14 protein-coding genes are annotated in these 15,351 nt (G+C 35.2%); 12 read left to right on the top strand and 2 right to left on the bottom strand.

The features are described 5' to 3' along the window. Nucleotides 1-3 precede the first annotated feature (3 nt). Nucleotides 4-672, top strand: a complete 669-nt coding sequence (locus Q5N74_RS14515) for a polysaccharide deacetylase family protein (RefSeq protein ID WP_304389642.1) — start codon at nucleotides 4-6, stop codon at nucleotides 670-672. 99 nt (nucleotides 673-771) lie between these two features. On the opposite strand, the gene Q5N74_RS14510 is transcribed toward Q5N74_RS14515, so the two are convergent. Continuing rightward, complete coding sequence (locus Q5N74_RS14510) at nucleotides 772-1,068, bottom strand: co-chaperone YbbN (protein WP_304389641.1); 297 nt, start codon at nucleotides 1,066-1,068, stop codon at nucleotides 772-774. 131 nt (nucleotides 1,069-1,199) lie between these two features. Beyond that, nucleotides 1,200-2,435, bottom strand: coding sequence for a metallophosphoesterase (locus Q5N74_RS14505; RefSeq protein WP_304389640.1), 1,236 nt, complete (start codon nucleotides 2,433-2,435; stop codon nucleotides 1,200-1,202). Nucleotides 2,436-2,632: 197 nt separating this feature from the next. On the opposite strand from Q5N74_RS14505, the gene polA reads away from it, so the two are divergent. The 11 genes from polA (at nucleotide 2,633) to Q5N74_RS14450 (ending at nucleotide 15,281) form a co-directional block, all read left to right on the top strand. Continuing rightward, nucleotides 2,633-5,476 carry a DNA polymerase I gene (polA, locus tag Q5N74_RS14500; RefSeq protein WP_304389638.1) on the top strand — a complete coding sequence of 948 codons (2,844 nt, stop codon included), beginning with the start codon at nucleotides 2,633-2,635 and terminating at the stop codon, nucleotides 5,474-5,476. A gap of 104 nt (nucleotides 5,477-5,580) precedes the next feature. Then, nucleotides 5,581-6,483, top strand: a complete 903-nt coding sequence (locus Q5N74_RS14495) for a transporter (protein ID WP_304389636.1) — start codon at nucleotides 5,581-5,583, stop codon at nucleotides 6,481-6,483. A 94-nt stretch (nucleotides 6,484-6,577) separates the two neighbouring features. Beyond that, nucleotides 6,578-6,946: an iron chaperone gene (locus Q5N74_RS14490; protein ID WP_304389634.1), complete on the top strand. Its 369-nt coding sequence runs from the start codon at nucleotides 6,578-6,580 to the stop codon at nucleotides 6,944-6,946. 161 nt (nucleotides 6,947-7,107) lie between these two features. Beyond that, nucleotides 7,108-7,563, top strand: a complete 456-nt coding sequence (rplM, locus tag Q5N74_RS14485) for a 50S ribosomal protein L13 (RefSeq protein WP_304389633.1) — start codon at nucleotides 7,108-7,110, stop codon at nucleotides 7,561-7,563. After that, nucleotides 7,563-7,949, top strand: coding sequence for a 30S ribosomal protein S9 (gene rpsI / locus Q5N74_RS14480; RefSeq protein ID WP_304389632.1), 387 nt, complete (start codon nucleotides 7,563-7,565; stop codon nucleotides 7,947-7,949). Before rplM ends, rpsI begins: the two co-directional genes overlap by 1 nt. Before the next feature lie 204 nt (nucleotides 7,950-8,153). Then, nucleotides 8,154-8,927, top strand: coding sequence for a 30S ribosomal protein S2 (gene rpsB, locus Q5N74_RS14475; RefSeq protein ID WP_304389629.1), 774 nt, complete (start codon nucleotides 8,154-8,156; stop codon nucleotides 8,925-8,927). An 84-nt stretch (nucleotides 8,928-9,011) separates the two neighbouring features. Then, a complete protein-coding gene (tsf, locus tag Q5N74_RS14470) occupies nucleotides 9,012-9,986 on the top strand; it encodes a translation elongation factor Ts (RefSeq protein ID WP_304389628.1) in 975 nt (324 codons plus the stop codon). A 209-nt stretch (nucleotides 9,987-10,195) separates the two neighbouring features. Continuing rightward, a complete protein-coding gene (pyrH, locus tag Q5N74_RS14465) occupies nucleotides 10,196-10,903 on the top strand; it encodes a UMP kinase (protein WP_304389627.1) in 708 nt (235 codons plus the stop codon). Nucleotides 10,904-10,947: 44 nt separating this feature from the next. Then, complete coding sequence (gene frr, locus Q5N74_RS14460; protein ID WP_304389625.1) at nucleotides 10,948-11,505, top strand: ribosome recycling factor; 558 nt, start codon at nucleotides 10,948-10,950, stop codon at nucleotides 11,503-11,505. A 57-nt stretch (nucleotides 11,506-11,562) separates the two neighbouring features. Beyond that, a complete protein-coding gene (locus Q5N74_RS14455; RefSeq protein WP_304389624.1) occupies nucleotides 11,563-12,828 on the top strand; it encodes a hypothetical protein in 1,266 nt (421 codons plus the stop codon). A gap of 47 nt (nucleotides 12,829-12,875) precedes the next feature. After that, complete coding sequence (locus Q5N74_RS14450) at nucleotides 12,876-15,281, top strand: RND family transporter (protein ID WP_304389623.1); 2,406 nt, start codon at nucleotides 12,876-12,878, stop codon at nucleotides 15,279-15,281. Nucleotides 15,282-15,351 lie beyond the last annotated feature (70 nt).

The following is a 15,351-nucleotide window of genomic DNA, read 5'->3' as shown; positions in this document are numbered from 1 at the left end:
GGCATGACCTTAACGCCTGTAAAAACACCTTTAGTTGTTAAGAAGATGTTCCCAAACTATGTTTGGGACATCGCAACTAATGATAACGTTATTTACTTGACGTTTGATGACGGTCCAACACCTGAAATCACAACCTGGACATTAGATACTTTAAAGGCATTCAACGCAAAAGCTACTTTTTTTTGCATTGGAAATAACATTGAAAAACACCCAGAAATCTTTCAACACATTTTAGATGAAGGACATGCCATTGGAAACCACACCAACAACCACATTAAAGGTTGGAAAACAAAGGCAAAAGATTATCTTGAAAATGTAAGTTTATGTGAAAGTGTTTTCAAAAATAAAATCCCCCATTCAGGTACCGGGAATAGTCCATCACCAATCGTTAATCTTTTCCGACCTCCTTATGGTCAAATAACACCTAAGCAAGGAAAAAAACTCTTAGGATTAGGATACAAAATAATTATGTGGGATATACTTTCTTTTGATTGGGAAAAAGACATCCCTAAAGAAACCTGCCTAAAAAATGTTCTTTCAAAAACAACAAATGGTAGTATTGTAGTATTTCATGATAGCGTAAAAGCATCTAAAAACATGCAATATGTTTTACCTAAAGTATTAAAATATTATAGTAAAAAAGGCTTTAGCTTTAAGGCTTTAGAATTCTGATAATTACTTTTAGATAATTAACAACTTAGAGCAGAAAACCCAACCCTTAGGCAGCGTCCTTAAAAAACATAAGAAAAGAAGCCTCTATGTTTGCAGGCACTAAACATACTTTTGAATAATTCCAATAAGCGTATTTGCATCTTGCTCTCCACTTTGGCGCCATTTCATTTCACCATCTTTATAAATAATTAAAGTTGGTAGTGATTTTACACGTAAAGCTTCAGCAAGTTCGCTGTTTTTTTCAACATCAATTTTAATCACTTTAGCTTTATCTCCAAGTGCAGCAGCCACATCTCTTAAAACGGCGTGCATGATTGTAGATTGATCATTCCAATCTGTAAAAAACTCTAACAAAACAGGAATTTCTACATCAATTAGTTCCCCAAATTTTGACATACTTTATTGTTTATTAGTCAAATGTACTTATACAAACCTACGCAATTTTTCGAAAATATCAATAAATGCTGTATTTATAATGGTTTCGGATAAAAGTAAGCAATTTCTTTACATATTAAAAATGCAATGTACTAAACCACGTTTTTCCCTTTTTTAAGCTCAATTACCGTTATTTCTGGCCAAATCCCTACACGCCCCGGAAAAGCCAAATAACCAAAACCTCTATTCACATTAATATATTGGCCCATCTCTTTATAAATACCTGCCCAGTATTTATAGCGCCATTTTACAGGACTCCATTTAAACCATCCCGGAATTTCTATACCGAACTGCATCCCGTGGGTGTGCCCACTAAGGGTTAAATGGTAGTGATAATTATCATCAATCACCACCTTTTCCCAATGGGTTGGGTCGTGACTCATTAAAACTTTGAAGTCGTCCTTATCAACATTCGCAGCAGCTTTCTTTAAGTCTCCCGCCTGTTTAAAACCTCCTGTTCCCCAATTTTCGACACCAACCAAAGCGATTCGCTGTCCATCTTTTTCTATAAAGCGACTGTCATTCAACAACAAATCGAATCCAATTTGTTTCTGAATCGTTTTTAAATCTTCTAAATTTTGATGTTTATCAGCCTCAGAATCCCAAGAAACATAATCGCCATAATCATGATTTCCCAATACAGAAAACTTACCATCTTTAGCTTGTAGCTTATCAAATACATCCAAATACGGGTGCATCTCCTCTGCCTTATTATTTACCATATCACCGGTAAACAAAATCACATCACTTTTTTGTTCATTTACTAAATTGACGGCGTATTTTACTTTTTCAACATTATCAAAACTCCCCGAATGGATATCACTTAACTGCGTAATTCTATACCCATCGAAGGCACTAGGTAAATCCTCAAAAGTCAAGGTGTATTTTAAAACTTTAAAATTATACTTCCCTTTATAAATTCCGTATAATACAGATACCAACGGAATCGCTGCAATACCCAATGCTATTTTACTAACAAACTGCCTACGTGATGCAAAGTAATTGCCTTTAGCGGTATCACCTTCTGTAAAATAACGATAAATAGCTAGTGGCACTCTAAAAACATCCTCGGCAAACATTCCGAAAAAAAGCACCAATTTAGGAAGCGCTATAGCAATTAAAAAACCAGCAGCATAGGCGTTCGCATGCGAAAAACCATCCCTCCTATTAAACCCATAATAACTGTAAACAAAATTACCCACCACTAACATCGAGATTAACCAATAAGTTACATGAGACCAATTGTTTTTTGAGACCGTTTTAAATGCCTGAAAAGCGTATAAATCTAGAATGAAAAAAATAACAAGGAAAATAATCCAGCGAAGCATATATATCAAATTAATCTGTAAAGTTACTCATTTCACGTTTTGATTTTCTTAGCAAACTGTTAAACGTTTACACAGAACAATTAAGCATACTATTGATGGTTTAAAGTATTTGTTTCAAAATTCGAGCAATTGTAACATAGCAAACCCCAAAACAGAAATACTTTTTGTAGTTTTGGTTTTCTATCAAAACAAACAAAATGTCTGACAATAAACGTGTCTTTTTAGTTGATGCCTTCGCATTAATATTTCGTGGTTACTATGCTTTTATAAAAAACCCTAGAATTAACTCTAAAGGTTTAGACACCTCTGCGGTTATGGGTTTTATGAACTCACTTTTAGACGTTATAAAACGAGAGCGTCCAGACCATTTAGCGGTTTGTTTTGATAAAGGCGGAAGTGCCGATCGTGTTGAAATGTTTGAAGCCTATAAAGCAAATAGAGATGAAACGCCCGAAGCTATAAAAATAGCTGTGCCTATTATTCAAGACATTTTAAGAGCCATGCACATTCCTATTATGGTAAAAGAAGGCTTTGAAGCCGATGATGTTATTGGAACACTTGCCAAACAAGCGGAAAAGGAAGGCTACCAAACATTTATGGTGACCCCAGATAAAGATTTTGCGCAATTAGTTTCAGAAAACATTTTTATGTACCGTCCCGTTTTTGGTGGTGGTTACGAAACTTGGGGCATTCCCGAAGTTCAGAAAAAATTTGAAGTCACAGACCCGCTACAAGTTATTGACTTTTTAGGGATGATGGGCGATTCTAGTGATAATATCCCCGGACTTCCTGGAGTTGGTGAAAAAACGGCCAAGAAATTTTTAGCACAATACGGCAGCATGGAAAATCTTTTAGCCAACACCCACGAGCTAAAAGGTAAAATGAAGGAGAAAATAGAAGACAATAAAGAATTGGGCATACTTTCAAAAAAACTAGCAACTATTATGCTAGATGTTCCCGTTACTTTTCACGCAAAAGATTTTGAATTAGACCAACCGGATCTTCCAAAAGTTACTGAAATTTTTCTAGATCTAGAGTTTAGACAATTACTAACTAACTTTGAAAAAACCTTTGCAGTACAAGCTACTTCAACAGAAATAGATTCAAATAAAACCGAAGTAAAAGCAACACCTCAAGAAACAGCTTCTGCAGGTGCCGGACAATTTTCATTATTTGGAGGTGATATTTCTACTAAGGCTGACACTGAGAGTGTTTCAGAATTCATTAGAAAAACAGCCGAAACCAATGCGCATTTTTACCAAAGTGTCGCTCCAGGCATGGCTTCCAAATTGTTTATTAAAAACTTAATGAAGCAAACTTCGGTGTGTTTTGACACGGAAACAACTGGACTAAACCCTATAACGGCAGAACTTGTAGGCATTGCCTTTTCATGGGAAGCTGGTAAAGGCTTCTACCTTCCTTTTCCGGAAGTTCAAGACGAAGCTCAAGAAATTATAGAACAATTGCGTCCGTTTTTTGAAAATGAAACCATTGAAAAAATTGGTCAGAATTTAAAATACGACATCAAAGTTTTAGCAAAATATAATATTGAAGTAAAAGGAAACCTGTTTGACACCATGTTAGCGCATTATTTAATTAACCCCGATATGCGCCATAATATGGATGTGCTGGCCGAAACCTATTTAAATTACAGCCCAATTTCTATTGAAGCATTAATTGGTAAAAAAGGAAAAAACCAACTGTCTATGCGTGATGTTGCTTTAGAAAAGCAAACAGAATATGCAGTTGAAGATGCTGATATTACCTTGCAACTTAAAGAACATTTTGAAAAGGAATTAGGTGATGCCAATACAAAAAAACTGTTTGAGGATATTGAAGTTCCGCTACTTCGTGTCTTAGCTGCCATGGAATTAGAAGGTATTAACTTGAATGAAACGTTTTTAAATTCCTTATCGGAACAATTAAATAGTGATATCAAAGATTTAGAAACCAAAATTTATGCGGAAGCAGGCGAGGAATTCAACATCGCGTCGCCAAAACAATTGGGAGATATTTTATTTGACAAACTAAAACTAGTTGACAAACCTAAAAAAACCAAAACAGGTCAATATGCCACAGGTGAAGATATTTTAAGTTACCTGGCGAAAGACCACGATATTATTCAACATATTTTAGAATTTAGGGGCTTAGCAAAACTAAAAAGCACCTATGTGGACGCCCTACCAAACCAAGTAGAGCCATCAACAGGTCGTGTACATACCGACTATATGCAAACTGTTGCTGCCACCGGGCGACTTTCAAGCAACAACCCGAACCTTCAAAACATTCCAATTCGTACGGAACGCGGACGTCAAGTTAGAAAAGCATTTATTCCGCGAAGCGAAGACTACACGCTTTTAGCTGCCGATTATTCGCAAATAGAACTCCGCATCATTGCTGCTTTAAGCAACGAAGAAACTATGATTTCGGCCTTTAAAAACGGTGAAGATATTCATGCAAGTACGGCATCAAAAGTATTTAATGTGCCTCTTGAAGAAGTTACTAGAGAGCAACGTAGCAATGCCAAAACCGTTAACTTCGGTATTATTTACGGTGTTTCGGCTTTTGGTTTAAGTAATCAAACCGATTTAAGCAGAGGTGAATCTAAAGAATTGATAGACACCTATTATACAACCTATCCGAAACTTAGAAATTTCATAAGTGAACAGATAGATTTTGCTCGAGAGAATGGTTATGTACAAACCGTTTTAGGAAGACGTCGCTATTTAAACGATATTAATTCTAGGAATGCTGTAGTACGCGGCGCTGCCGAACGTAATGCTGTAAACGCACCTATACAAGGAAGCGCTGCCGATATTATTAAGTTGGCCATGATTAATATTTACAAGAAACTTTCTGAAGGCAATTTCAAAACCAAAATGCTACTGCAAGTACACGATGAATTGGTTTTTGATGTCTACAAACCCGAATTAGAAACCATTAAAACCTTGGTTAAAACCGAAATGGAAAATGCTTATAAACTAGAAGTGCCTTTAGATGTTGAATTAGGCGTTGGAAACGACTGGTTAGAAGCACATTAAATAATACGAATATTTAGTTAAGAAAATCTTTATCATATACCATCCGTTTTTTTGTAATGACTCATGCTTTAATGCGTCTGAATGACCTAACTAAAAAAATTAATATGATGAAAATTAAACTAACCGCAATGATTGTAGCATTTATATGCTTAACAACAACAAATGTCACAGCTCAAGGACTTATCGATGGCTTTTTCAATAAAAAAGGAGAAGCTAACTTATCCTTATCATACTCGTATAGCACTTACGATTCTTTTTATGTTGGTAAAACAAAAGTTGAAGGCGTCCCAGCACACAACGAAATAACTCAAGACATTTTTAATTTCTATGCTAATTATGGTATTACGGATAGGCTTACAGCCATTGTAAACTTACCTTATATTTCTTCGAATGGTAAAGGAAATCCGGATCCAATTAACGGAACTACCGAGCAAAAAGATATTCAAGATTTAAGTGTTGCTTTAAAATATAATTTACACAATGAAACTTTAAAACATGGTACCATGACGTATTTTGCGGCTCTTGGAGGTTCTATGCCGCTTGGTTATGAGCCTACCGGTATTTTATCTATAGGTAATGGTGCACCTACCTTGGATGCTAAATTAGGTATGCATTATAAAAATAATGGTGGTTTTTTTGGAACAGTAGCATTAGGATATACCGTTAGAGGAGAAGCCGACAACAACTTTAACTTAGGTGATGGATCTGATTTTGATGCTCCAAACAGTGTAAATACACTCATTAAAGTAGGTTATAGCGCAAGTATTATTTATTTGGATGCCTGGTTTGATTCACAATCGACATCGAAAAAAGGCATTGACATAGGTGGACCAGGGTTCTTTGGTAACTTTCCTGAGACGAAAGTAGATTATGCAAGAGTTGGTGGTAACGTTTATGTACCTATCGCGAGCAATTTTGGTATTAACGCAGGTGTTGGTACTATTGTAGATGGAAGAAATATAGGAAAAGGCACAACTTACACAGGAGGAGTCGTTTTCAAACTATAAGGTTTTCGAAAAAAATTATTACTTTTAATAAATCCCATTTGAATTAAATTCAAATGGGATTTATTGTATACGGAAACCTCGAAACAACGACCTAATGAAAGAAACGATAATAACAGTTGATGCATATATTACCTCTTTCCCTTATAACACCCAGAAAATACTTCAAATTATTCGCAACTTAATAATAACACAAGCTCCAGGGGTGACTGAAACGATAGCCTTCGGTATGCCTGCCTATAAAACCCATAATAAACCTTTGGTCTATTTTGCTGCCTATGAAAAGCACATTGGTTTCTATGCAACCCCAACGGGACATAAACCTTTCGTTGAAGAATTAAGCCACTATAAACAAGGCAAAGGCTCTATTCAGTTCCTTTTAAACACAGCCATTCCTATAGACTTAATGACGCGTATTATAAACTTTAGGGTTCAAGAAAACCAAACAATTTTAATTAAATTCTAAACTTCTTTTTAATGTTTAACCTAAAATATTAAGCCCCCTAATATTCAACAGAATAACTCTAAAATAAATTTTCCTGTATAGTGTTTGGTTATCAATCAGATTATCGTACATTTGCAAACTCTTTTTGAGAGAGGAATGTTTAATAAAAAATAATTAATAACGTGGACACATTAAGCTACAAAACCATTTCAGCGAACAAAGCTACTGTAGATAAGCAGTGGGTTTTAGTTGACGCTGAAGGTCAAACTTTGGGTCGTTTAGCTTCTAAAGTTGCAAAACTTTTAAGAGGTAAACACAAACCAAGCTTCACACCACACGTTGATTGTGGTGATAACGTAATTGTTATCAACTCTGAAAAAATCAACTTAACCGGTAACAAATGGAACGATAAAACGTACATTCGTCACACAGGTTATCCAGGTGGTCAAAGAAGTTTAACTGCTACAGAATTGTTTGGAAAAGATCCAGCAAGAGTAGTAGAAAAATCAGTAAAAGGAATGTTACCTAAAAACAAATTAGGTGCAAATTTATTCCGTAATTTAAACGTTGTTGTTGGTTCAGCGCACACTCATGCTGCACAAAAGCCAAAAACAATTAACTTAAACGAATTCAAGTAATGGAAGTAATTCACAAAATTGGTCGTAGAAAAACGGCAGTTGCTCGTGTTTATGTTGCCTCAGGAACTGGTAACATCACAGTTAACAAAAAAGAATTAAACGCCTACTTTACTACAACTACTTTACAATACAAAGTAAACCAACCATTAGCTTTGACTAATAATGAAGGTAACTTTGATATTAAAGTAAGTGTATTCGGTGGCGGTATTACTGGACAAGCAGAAGCTGTTCGTTTAGCAATTTCTCGTGCAATGTGCGAGTTAGATGCAGAAAACAGACTAACACTTAAACCAGAAGGTTTATTAACAAGAGATCCAAGAATGGTGGAGCGTAAAAAATTCGGTCAGAAGAAAGCGCGTAAGAAATTCCAATTCTCTAAACGTTAATACCCAATTTGGGAGTTTTTATTGCATGGTTTCGCTACGCATTGTCGCAGCGCTATTCAATATTAATTTCAAATTAAAACAAAATTTAACCAGTTATTGTTGTCCTAGCTTAACAGCGGGATAAGTTTAGCATCTAAATGGTAAAGGCGAACGCAAGTGACCACTTTATCATTGCTAATTCAACAGAACGTAAACTATCACAAAATGGCAGTAGAAGTAAAAGAATTACTTGAAGCAGGTGTACACTTCGGTCACCTTACACGTAAGTGGGATCCAAACATGGCTCCTTACGTATACATGGAGCGTAATGGCATCCACATTATTAACCTTTATAAAACAGCGGCTAAAATTGACGAAGCTGGAGAAGCATTAGCTAAAATTGCAGCTTCTGGTCGTAAAATTTTATTCGTTGCTACAAAAAAGCAAGCAAAAGATATCGTAGCTGAAAAAGCAGGTTCTATTAACATGCCTTACATCACTGAAAGATGGCCTGGTGGAATGTTAACTAACTTCGTAACTATTAGAAAAGCTGTTAAAAAAATGGCTATGATTGATAGAATGAAGAAAGACGGAACTTTCTTAACGCTTTCTAAAAAAGAACGTTTACAAGTAGATCGTTTAAGAGCTAAGTTAGAAAAAAACTTAGGTTCTATTGTAGACATGACACGTTTACCAGGTGCATTATTTGTAGTTGATATTAAACGTGAGCACATCGCTATTAAAGAAGCTCAAAAATTAAACATTCCAATTTTTGCAATGGTAGATACCAACTCAGATCCACGTCAAGTTGATTATGTAATACCTGCAAATGATGATGCTTCTAAATCTATCGATAAAGTGTTATCTTATGTAACAGCATCTGTTGCTGCTGGTTTAGCAGACAGAAAAGCTGATAAAGACCAAGATGATAACAATGAAGCAGTTGCACCAACTAAAAAGAGTGCTGCTAAAGCTGTTGTTGCCGACGAGGAAGAATAATTAACAATTTCACAATACAAATAAGTCGTTTAATTATTTTCTTTACAGGAATATTTGAACGACTTTTTTAAATTTAAATTACATATGGAATCTACAGTAAAAATTACAGCAGCTGAGGTTAACAAATTAAGACAAGCTACGGGTGCAGGAATGATGGATTGTAAAAAAGCTTTAGTTGAAGCTGAAGGCAATTTTGATAAAGCAATTGAAGTTCTACGTAAAAAAGGACAAAAAGTTGCTGCTAACAGAGCAGACCGTGAGTCTTCTGAAGGTGCAGCCATTGCAAAAGTAAATGCTGACAATACAGTAGGTGTTGCCATCGTTTTAGGTTGCGAAACTGACTTTGTTGGTAAAAACGAAAATTTTATTGCTTTAGCTGACCAATTAGCTGAATTAGCTTTCACAGTAAACACTAAAGAAGAGCTTTTAGCTGCAGATTTTGGTGGAATGACTGTTGCTGATAAATTAATTGAGCAAACTGGAGTTATTGGTGAAAAATTAGATATCAATGCTTTTGAGAAATTAGAAGCACCTTATGTTGGTTCTTACGTTCACATTAACAAAATTGCAGCTTTAGTAGGTTTATCTGCTAACGTAAAAAATGCTGAAACTCTATCTAAAGATGTAGCTATGCAAATAGCTTCTATGGGAGCTAGCACATTATCTTACAAAGATTTTGATGCGTCTTTCATCGCTTCAGAATTAGAGGCAAGAATTGCAGTTATTGAAAAAGATAACGAAGAGTTTGCACGTTTAGGTAAAACACTTAAAAATGTACCTCAATTCATTTCTATGGCTCAATTAACGCCAGAAGTTTTAGCTAAAGCTGAAGAAGATGCGAAAGCAGAATTAAAAGCTGAAGGTAAACCAGAGCAAATTTGGGATAGAATTTTACCAGGTAAATTAGAGCGTTTTATTTCAGATAACACGACTTTAGACCAAGAACAATGTTTATTAGATCAAAACTTTATTAAAGATGAGAAAATAAACGTTGCTAAATATGTAGCATCTTACGGAGATGTTTCAATCTTAGGATTTAAACGTGTTGCTTTAGGATAATTTTTAAACCTACGGGTTCAAAATTTAATAAAACAATAAATTATAAAAAAACCACTATGCTTCAAAGCTTAGTGGTTTTTTTATATCCAAAATTGGCAGCGATCACTTAAAATACACCCTATATTTTTCAAACAGCCTTGTTTTTGATAATTAGGTTTTCGGTAAACAACAAAAAATTATGTAGTTTTGCTGAACTTTCAAAAACGAACATGAAATATAAAAGAATTCTTTTAAAACTTTCTGGTGAAGCCCTAATGGGAGAACGCCAGTACGGTATCGACCCAGAACGTTTAGCCGAATACGCTCAAGACATTAAAACCATAACAGATGCAGGTGTTGAAGTTGCCATCGTTATTGGAGGTGGTAACATCTTTAGAGGTGTTGCAGGCGCAAGTAACGGTATGGATCGTGTACAAGGAGACCATATGGGTATGTTAGCAACCGTTATAAACGGCTTAGCGCTACAAAGTGCCCTAGAAGATGCCGGATTACCAACACGCTTACAATCGGCCGTACACATCAACCAAGTAGCAGAACCTTTTATTAGACGTAAAGCCATGCGTCACCTAGAAAAAGGACGTGTTGTTATTTTTGGTGGAGGTACAGGAAATCCATATTTTACAACAGATTCTGCAGCCGTTTTACGTGCTATTGAAGTGGAAGCCGACGTTATTTTAAAAGGAACTCGTGTTGACGGTATTTACAATGTAGATCCTGAAAAAGATGATACAGCTGTTAAATTTAATTTCATTTCATTTGATGATGTTTTGAAAAAAGGTTTAAAAGTCATGGATACTACGGCTTTTACACTAAGTCAAGAAAACGAACTTCCTATTATAGTTTTCGATATGAATAAAAAAGGCAATTTATTAAAAGTTGTTGCCGGCGAAAACATAGGAACCGAAGTAAACCTATAAATTTGGCGTAATTTTTGAGTAATTGATAGAAAAAGTTTGATATTATGAATGAAGAAATACAATTTATATTAGACACAGCAAAAGAATCTATGGATAATGCTGTGAGGCATTTGGAGAAGCAATTTGCTAATATTAGAGCAGGTAAAGCGAGTCCTGCCATGCTTGGAAGCGTTATGGTTAATTATTACGGTGCACCAACACCTTTAACCCAAGTTGCCAACGTAAATACACCCGATGGTAGAACGATTACCGTACAACCTTGGGAAAAAAAGATGCTTCAAGAAATTGAAAAAGGTATTCAAATTGCAAATCTTGGTTTCAACCCAATGAACAATGGCGATACTATTATAATAAATGTACCACCTTTAACAGAAGAACGCCGTCGTGATTTAGCAAAACAAGCTAAAGCAGAAGCTGAAGATGCTAAAATAGGTGTGCGCTCTGCTAGAAAAGACGCAAACAACGATATTAAAAAATCTGAAGATGTATCTGACGATTTGAAAAAGAACGCAGAAGTAGATGTACAACATTTAACTGATAAGTACGTTAAAAAGATTGATGACCATTTCGACATCAAAGAAAAGGAAATTATGACTGTATAATATTAAAGCGACTATCAAGTCGCTTTTTTTTACAAATTTTAGCTTTACGTTGTACCTATGTTTAAATATGGCATTCTTCTTTTTTGCATTTTTTATGCTACCTCATTTCAGGCACAATCAAGTCATGAAAACAACTTAGAAACTACTCAAGATTCTATTAAAAAAAATGCCTTTGTAAAAGGTCTTGGCAACGGCTACATACCTACCAAATACTTTAATTTCGACTTAAGATACCTCATAAAATACAACCAATATGAAGGTATACGTACGGGAATTGGAGGTGTTACAAACGATGCCCTTTCGGAGAAAATAAAAATAAACGGCTATACGGTTTATGGATTTAGAGACGACCGTTTTAAATACAGTGTTGGTACCAGTTTCCGGATAGATGAAGCAACCAAAACCTGGGTAACACTTACTTATACAGACGATTTACAAGAAACAGGGAGCACCAAATTTTTAACAGACAAACGTTTCTTTCAGTTTTTTGAACCACGCTTACTTAACATCGACTTATTTCATAAGCACATTACTAAAGCAGTTTCCTTCGAACGCGAAGTAACAAACAATTTAAATGTAGAAACAGAATTTTCTAGAAGCAACATTTCCCCAACCTACAATTATGGTTTTGTTACCGATGACGGTGTACTGAACATTTTCAAACTAAGCATGGCAAAAGTAGCCCTGCAATGGAAACCCTTAAAAAGTAGCACAGCCTCAGAAACTGATACTCAAGAAAACGACTACCCCTTAGTCACCCTTCAATACACCAAAAGTTTTAACGACGTTTTCAAGAGTGATTTAAGTTTTTCAAAATTAGATTTCAGAACCATTCACCAAATTGGAAAAAAAGATGGCAACCTTTCTGAAATCACCTTAGTTGGCGGTATTGCTAGCGGAGACATCCCCTTAACACATTTATACCACGCCTACCCCAATAACATTACTAAAGAAACTATTATGCAACGGTTTTCGGTAGCTGGTACCAATAGCTTCGAAACTATGTTTTTTAATGAGTTTTTTTCTGACAAGTTTGCTACACTTCAGGTTAAACACTTTTTAAAACCCTTTCATATTTCCGAACGTTTTAAACCCCAAATGGTATTAATCACGCGCTACGCAATTGGTGACACTAAAGAGCCAGAAAGACACCAAAACGTCACTTTTGGTTCGATTGAAAAGGGCTATACGGAATCGGGTTTTGAAATTAACAAATTACTTTTCGGATTTGGATTAAGCTTCACCTACCGCTACGGCGCCTACCACTTGCCTGATATTGGTGATAATGTTGCCTTTAAGTTTACATTTAACTTGACTTTATGAGGTATTACCCTCATTTTTTCTACCTTTGCCCAACTTTTATTTAAGGCATGTTAAAACTTTTTACCAAAGATTTTTGGGACGTTACCGCAAGGTTAATTTTACGTAATAAGATAGGAATTCTTGTTGGTATTATTAGTATCACCGTTTTATTTAGTACCCAATGGAAAAACATGCGTTTTTCGAATACGGAAGCGAATCTTTTACCAGACGATCATGAAGTAAATGTCACCTATAACAACTTTCTAAACACCTTTGGTGAAGAAGGAAATCTTATTATTATTGGTGTTAAAGACAGCACCTTACTTTCAGTTGAAAAATTAAATGCTTGGAATAAATTAGCCGATAGCTTTAAAGATTATGCTGAAGTTGAAACCGTTATTTCTGTTAAAGACCTTCAAAAACTTGTAAAAGATACCCTTCAACAAAAATTCAATTTAGAACCTTTCATAAAAGATTCTATTACTTCTACCGCACAAGTAAATAAGCTTGAAGATGAACTTTTCAACAAATACCCTTTTTACGATAATTTCTTATTCAATAAGAAAACAAAAACCATAAGAACCATAATTTATCTTGACAAAGCCATTGTTAACACATCGGCCAGAAAAGATTTTATAATTAAGGAATTAGAACCTAAAATTAAGGCTTTTGAGGATGTTACCCATTTAGATGTGCGCATTTCGGGTATGCCTTATATTAGAACCTTAAACGCCCAATTAATAGTTGATGAAATTGTTTGGTTTGTGCTAGCCGCATTACTAGTAACCTCACTTATTTTCTTTTTGTTTTTCAGATCGTTTAGAGCGACTTTAATATCATTGGTGGTGGTTTGTGTAGGTGTTATGTGGACCTTAGGTATTATTGGTGCACTTAATTATGAGATAACAGTTTTAACAGCCCTTATTCCGCCATTAATTATTGTTATTGGGATTCCAAACTGTATCTTTTTAATAAATAAATACCAGCACGAAGTAAAACTGCATGGTAATAAAGTAAAATCGTTACAGCGTGTTATCACAAAAATTGGTAATGCGACTTTAATGACGAATGTCACTACCGCTTCTGGTTTTGCGACTTTCATACTTACAGAAAGCACCCTTTTAAAAGAATTTGGTATTGTAGCTTCTTTAAGTATTCTTGCCATTTTTATTTTATGTTTACTTATCATCCCCATTATCTATACGTTTTTGCCTTACCCAAAAGACAGGCATTTAGAACATTTAAATAAACGTTGGATTGGTGGCTTCGTAAACTGGACAGAGCGTATGGTAAAACATGAGCGTATTGCTATTTACTCGGTCGCTTTAGTGCTTCTAATTGTGAGTATTATTGGTATTTACCAGATAAAAATTTCGGGTAGTTTAATAGAAGACATGCCGCAAGATTCGGGGTTTGTTAAGGATATCCGCTTTTTTGAAGACGAATTTAATGGTATCATGCCTTTAGAAATAATGATTGATACGAAGCGCAAGCAAGGTGTCATGAAACTTTCTACATTAAAACGCATGGACGAACTTCAGGAATTAATCACTGAAACACCTGAATTATCAAAACCTATTTCGGTGGTCGATTTGGTTAAATATTCCAAACAAGCCTATTACAACGGGAATACTAAATTTTACCAACTGCCTACTTCACAAGAAAACAGTTTTATTTTATCATATGCCAAAAACTCGACCTCTAATGTCGATTTACTTAAAAACTTTGTGGATAGCACTGGTCAATACGCCCGCATCACAACCTTTATGAAAGATATTGGTACCGATAAAATGGAACGTATTGAAGAAAACCTTCAAACTAAAATAGATAAACTATTTCCTAAAGAAAGATATACAGTTACCATGACGGGGAAAGCCTTAGTTTTTCAAAAAGGAACTACCTATTTGGTAAAAAACCTGGCCATTTCTTTATCGCTAGCCATCATCTTAATAGCGCTATTTATGGCGTATATGTTTAGATCTGGACGTATGATTATTGTATCATTAATTCCTAACCTCATTCCGCTTCTTGTCACCGCAGGTCTTATGGGGTATTTAGGTGTTCCCATCAAACCTTCAACCATTTTGGTATTTAGTATCGCCTTCGGTATTTCAGTAGATGACACCATTCACTTTTTAGCAAAATACAGACAAGAATTACAAGCTAATAACTGGAAAATTAAAGTATCTGTTTATGGGGCATTACGCGAAACGGGTGTGAGTATGTTTTACACCTCCATTGTACTGTTCTTTGGTTTCTCTGTATTCACCATTTCTAGTTTTGGTGGCACCGTCGCTTTAGGTGCTTTAGTATCGGCCACATTGCTTTTTGCGATGTTGTCAAACTTACTATTACTACCTTCTTTATTATTATCTTTAGAACGTAGCATCGCTAATAAAGAAGTGCTAAAAGAGCCTGCAATCAATATTATTCCAGAGGAAGATGATAGCGATGACAGAAATTCCAATATTTAAAACCACATCTCAAATTAAGATTTTGGAATTTGGTTTTTAGATTTTGAATTTTCACCTTCGAAACCTTTAT

Source organism: Mariniflexile sp. AS56 (genome assembly GCF_030552475.1).
Taxonomy (GTDB): domain Bacteria; phylum Bacteroidota; class Bacteroidia; order Flavobacteriales; family Flavobacteriaceae; genus Mariniflexile.
Note: the sequence above shows the minus strand (reverse complement) of the source record. Positions and strands in the feature narration are given on the sequence as shown.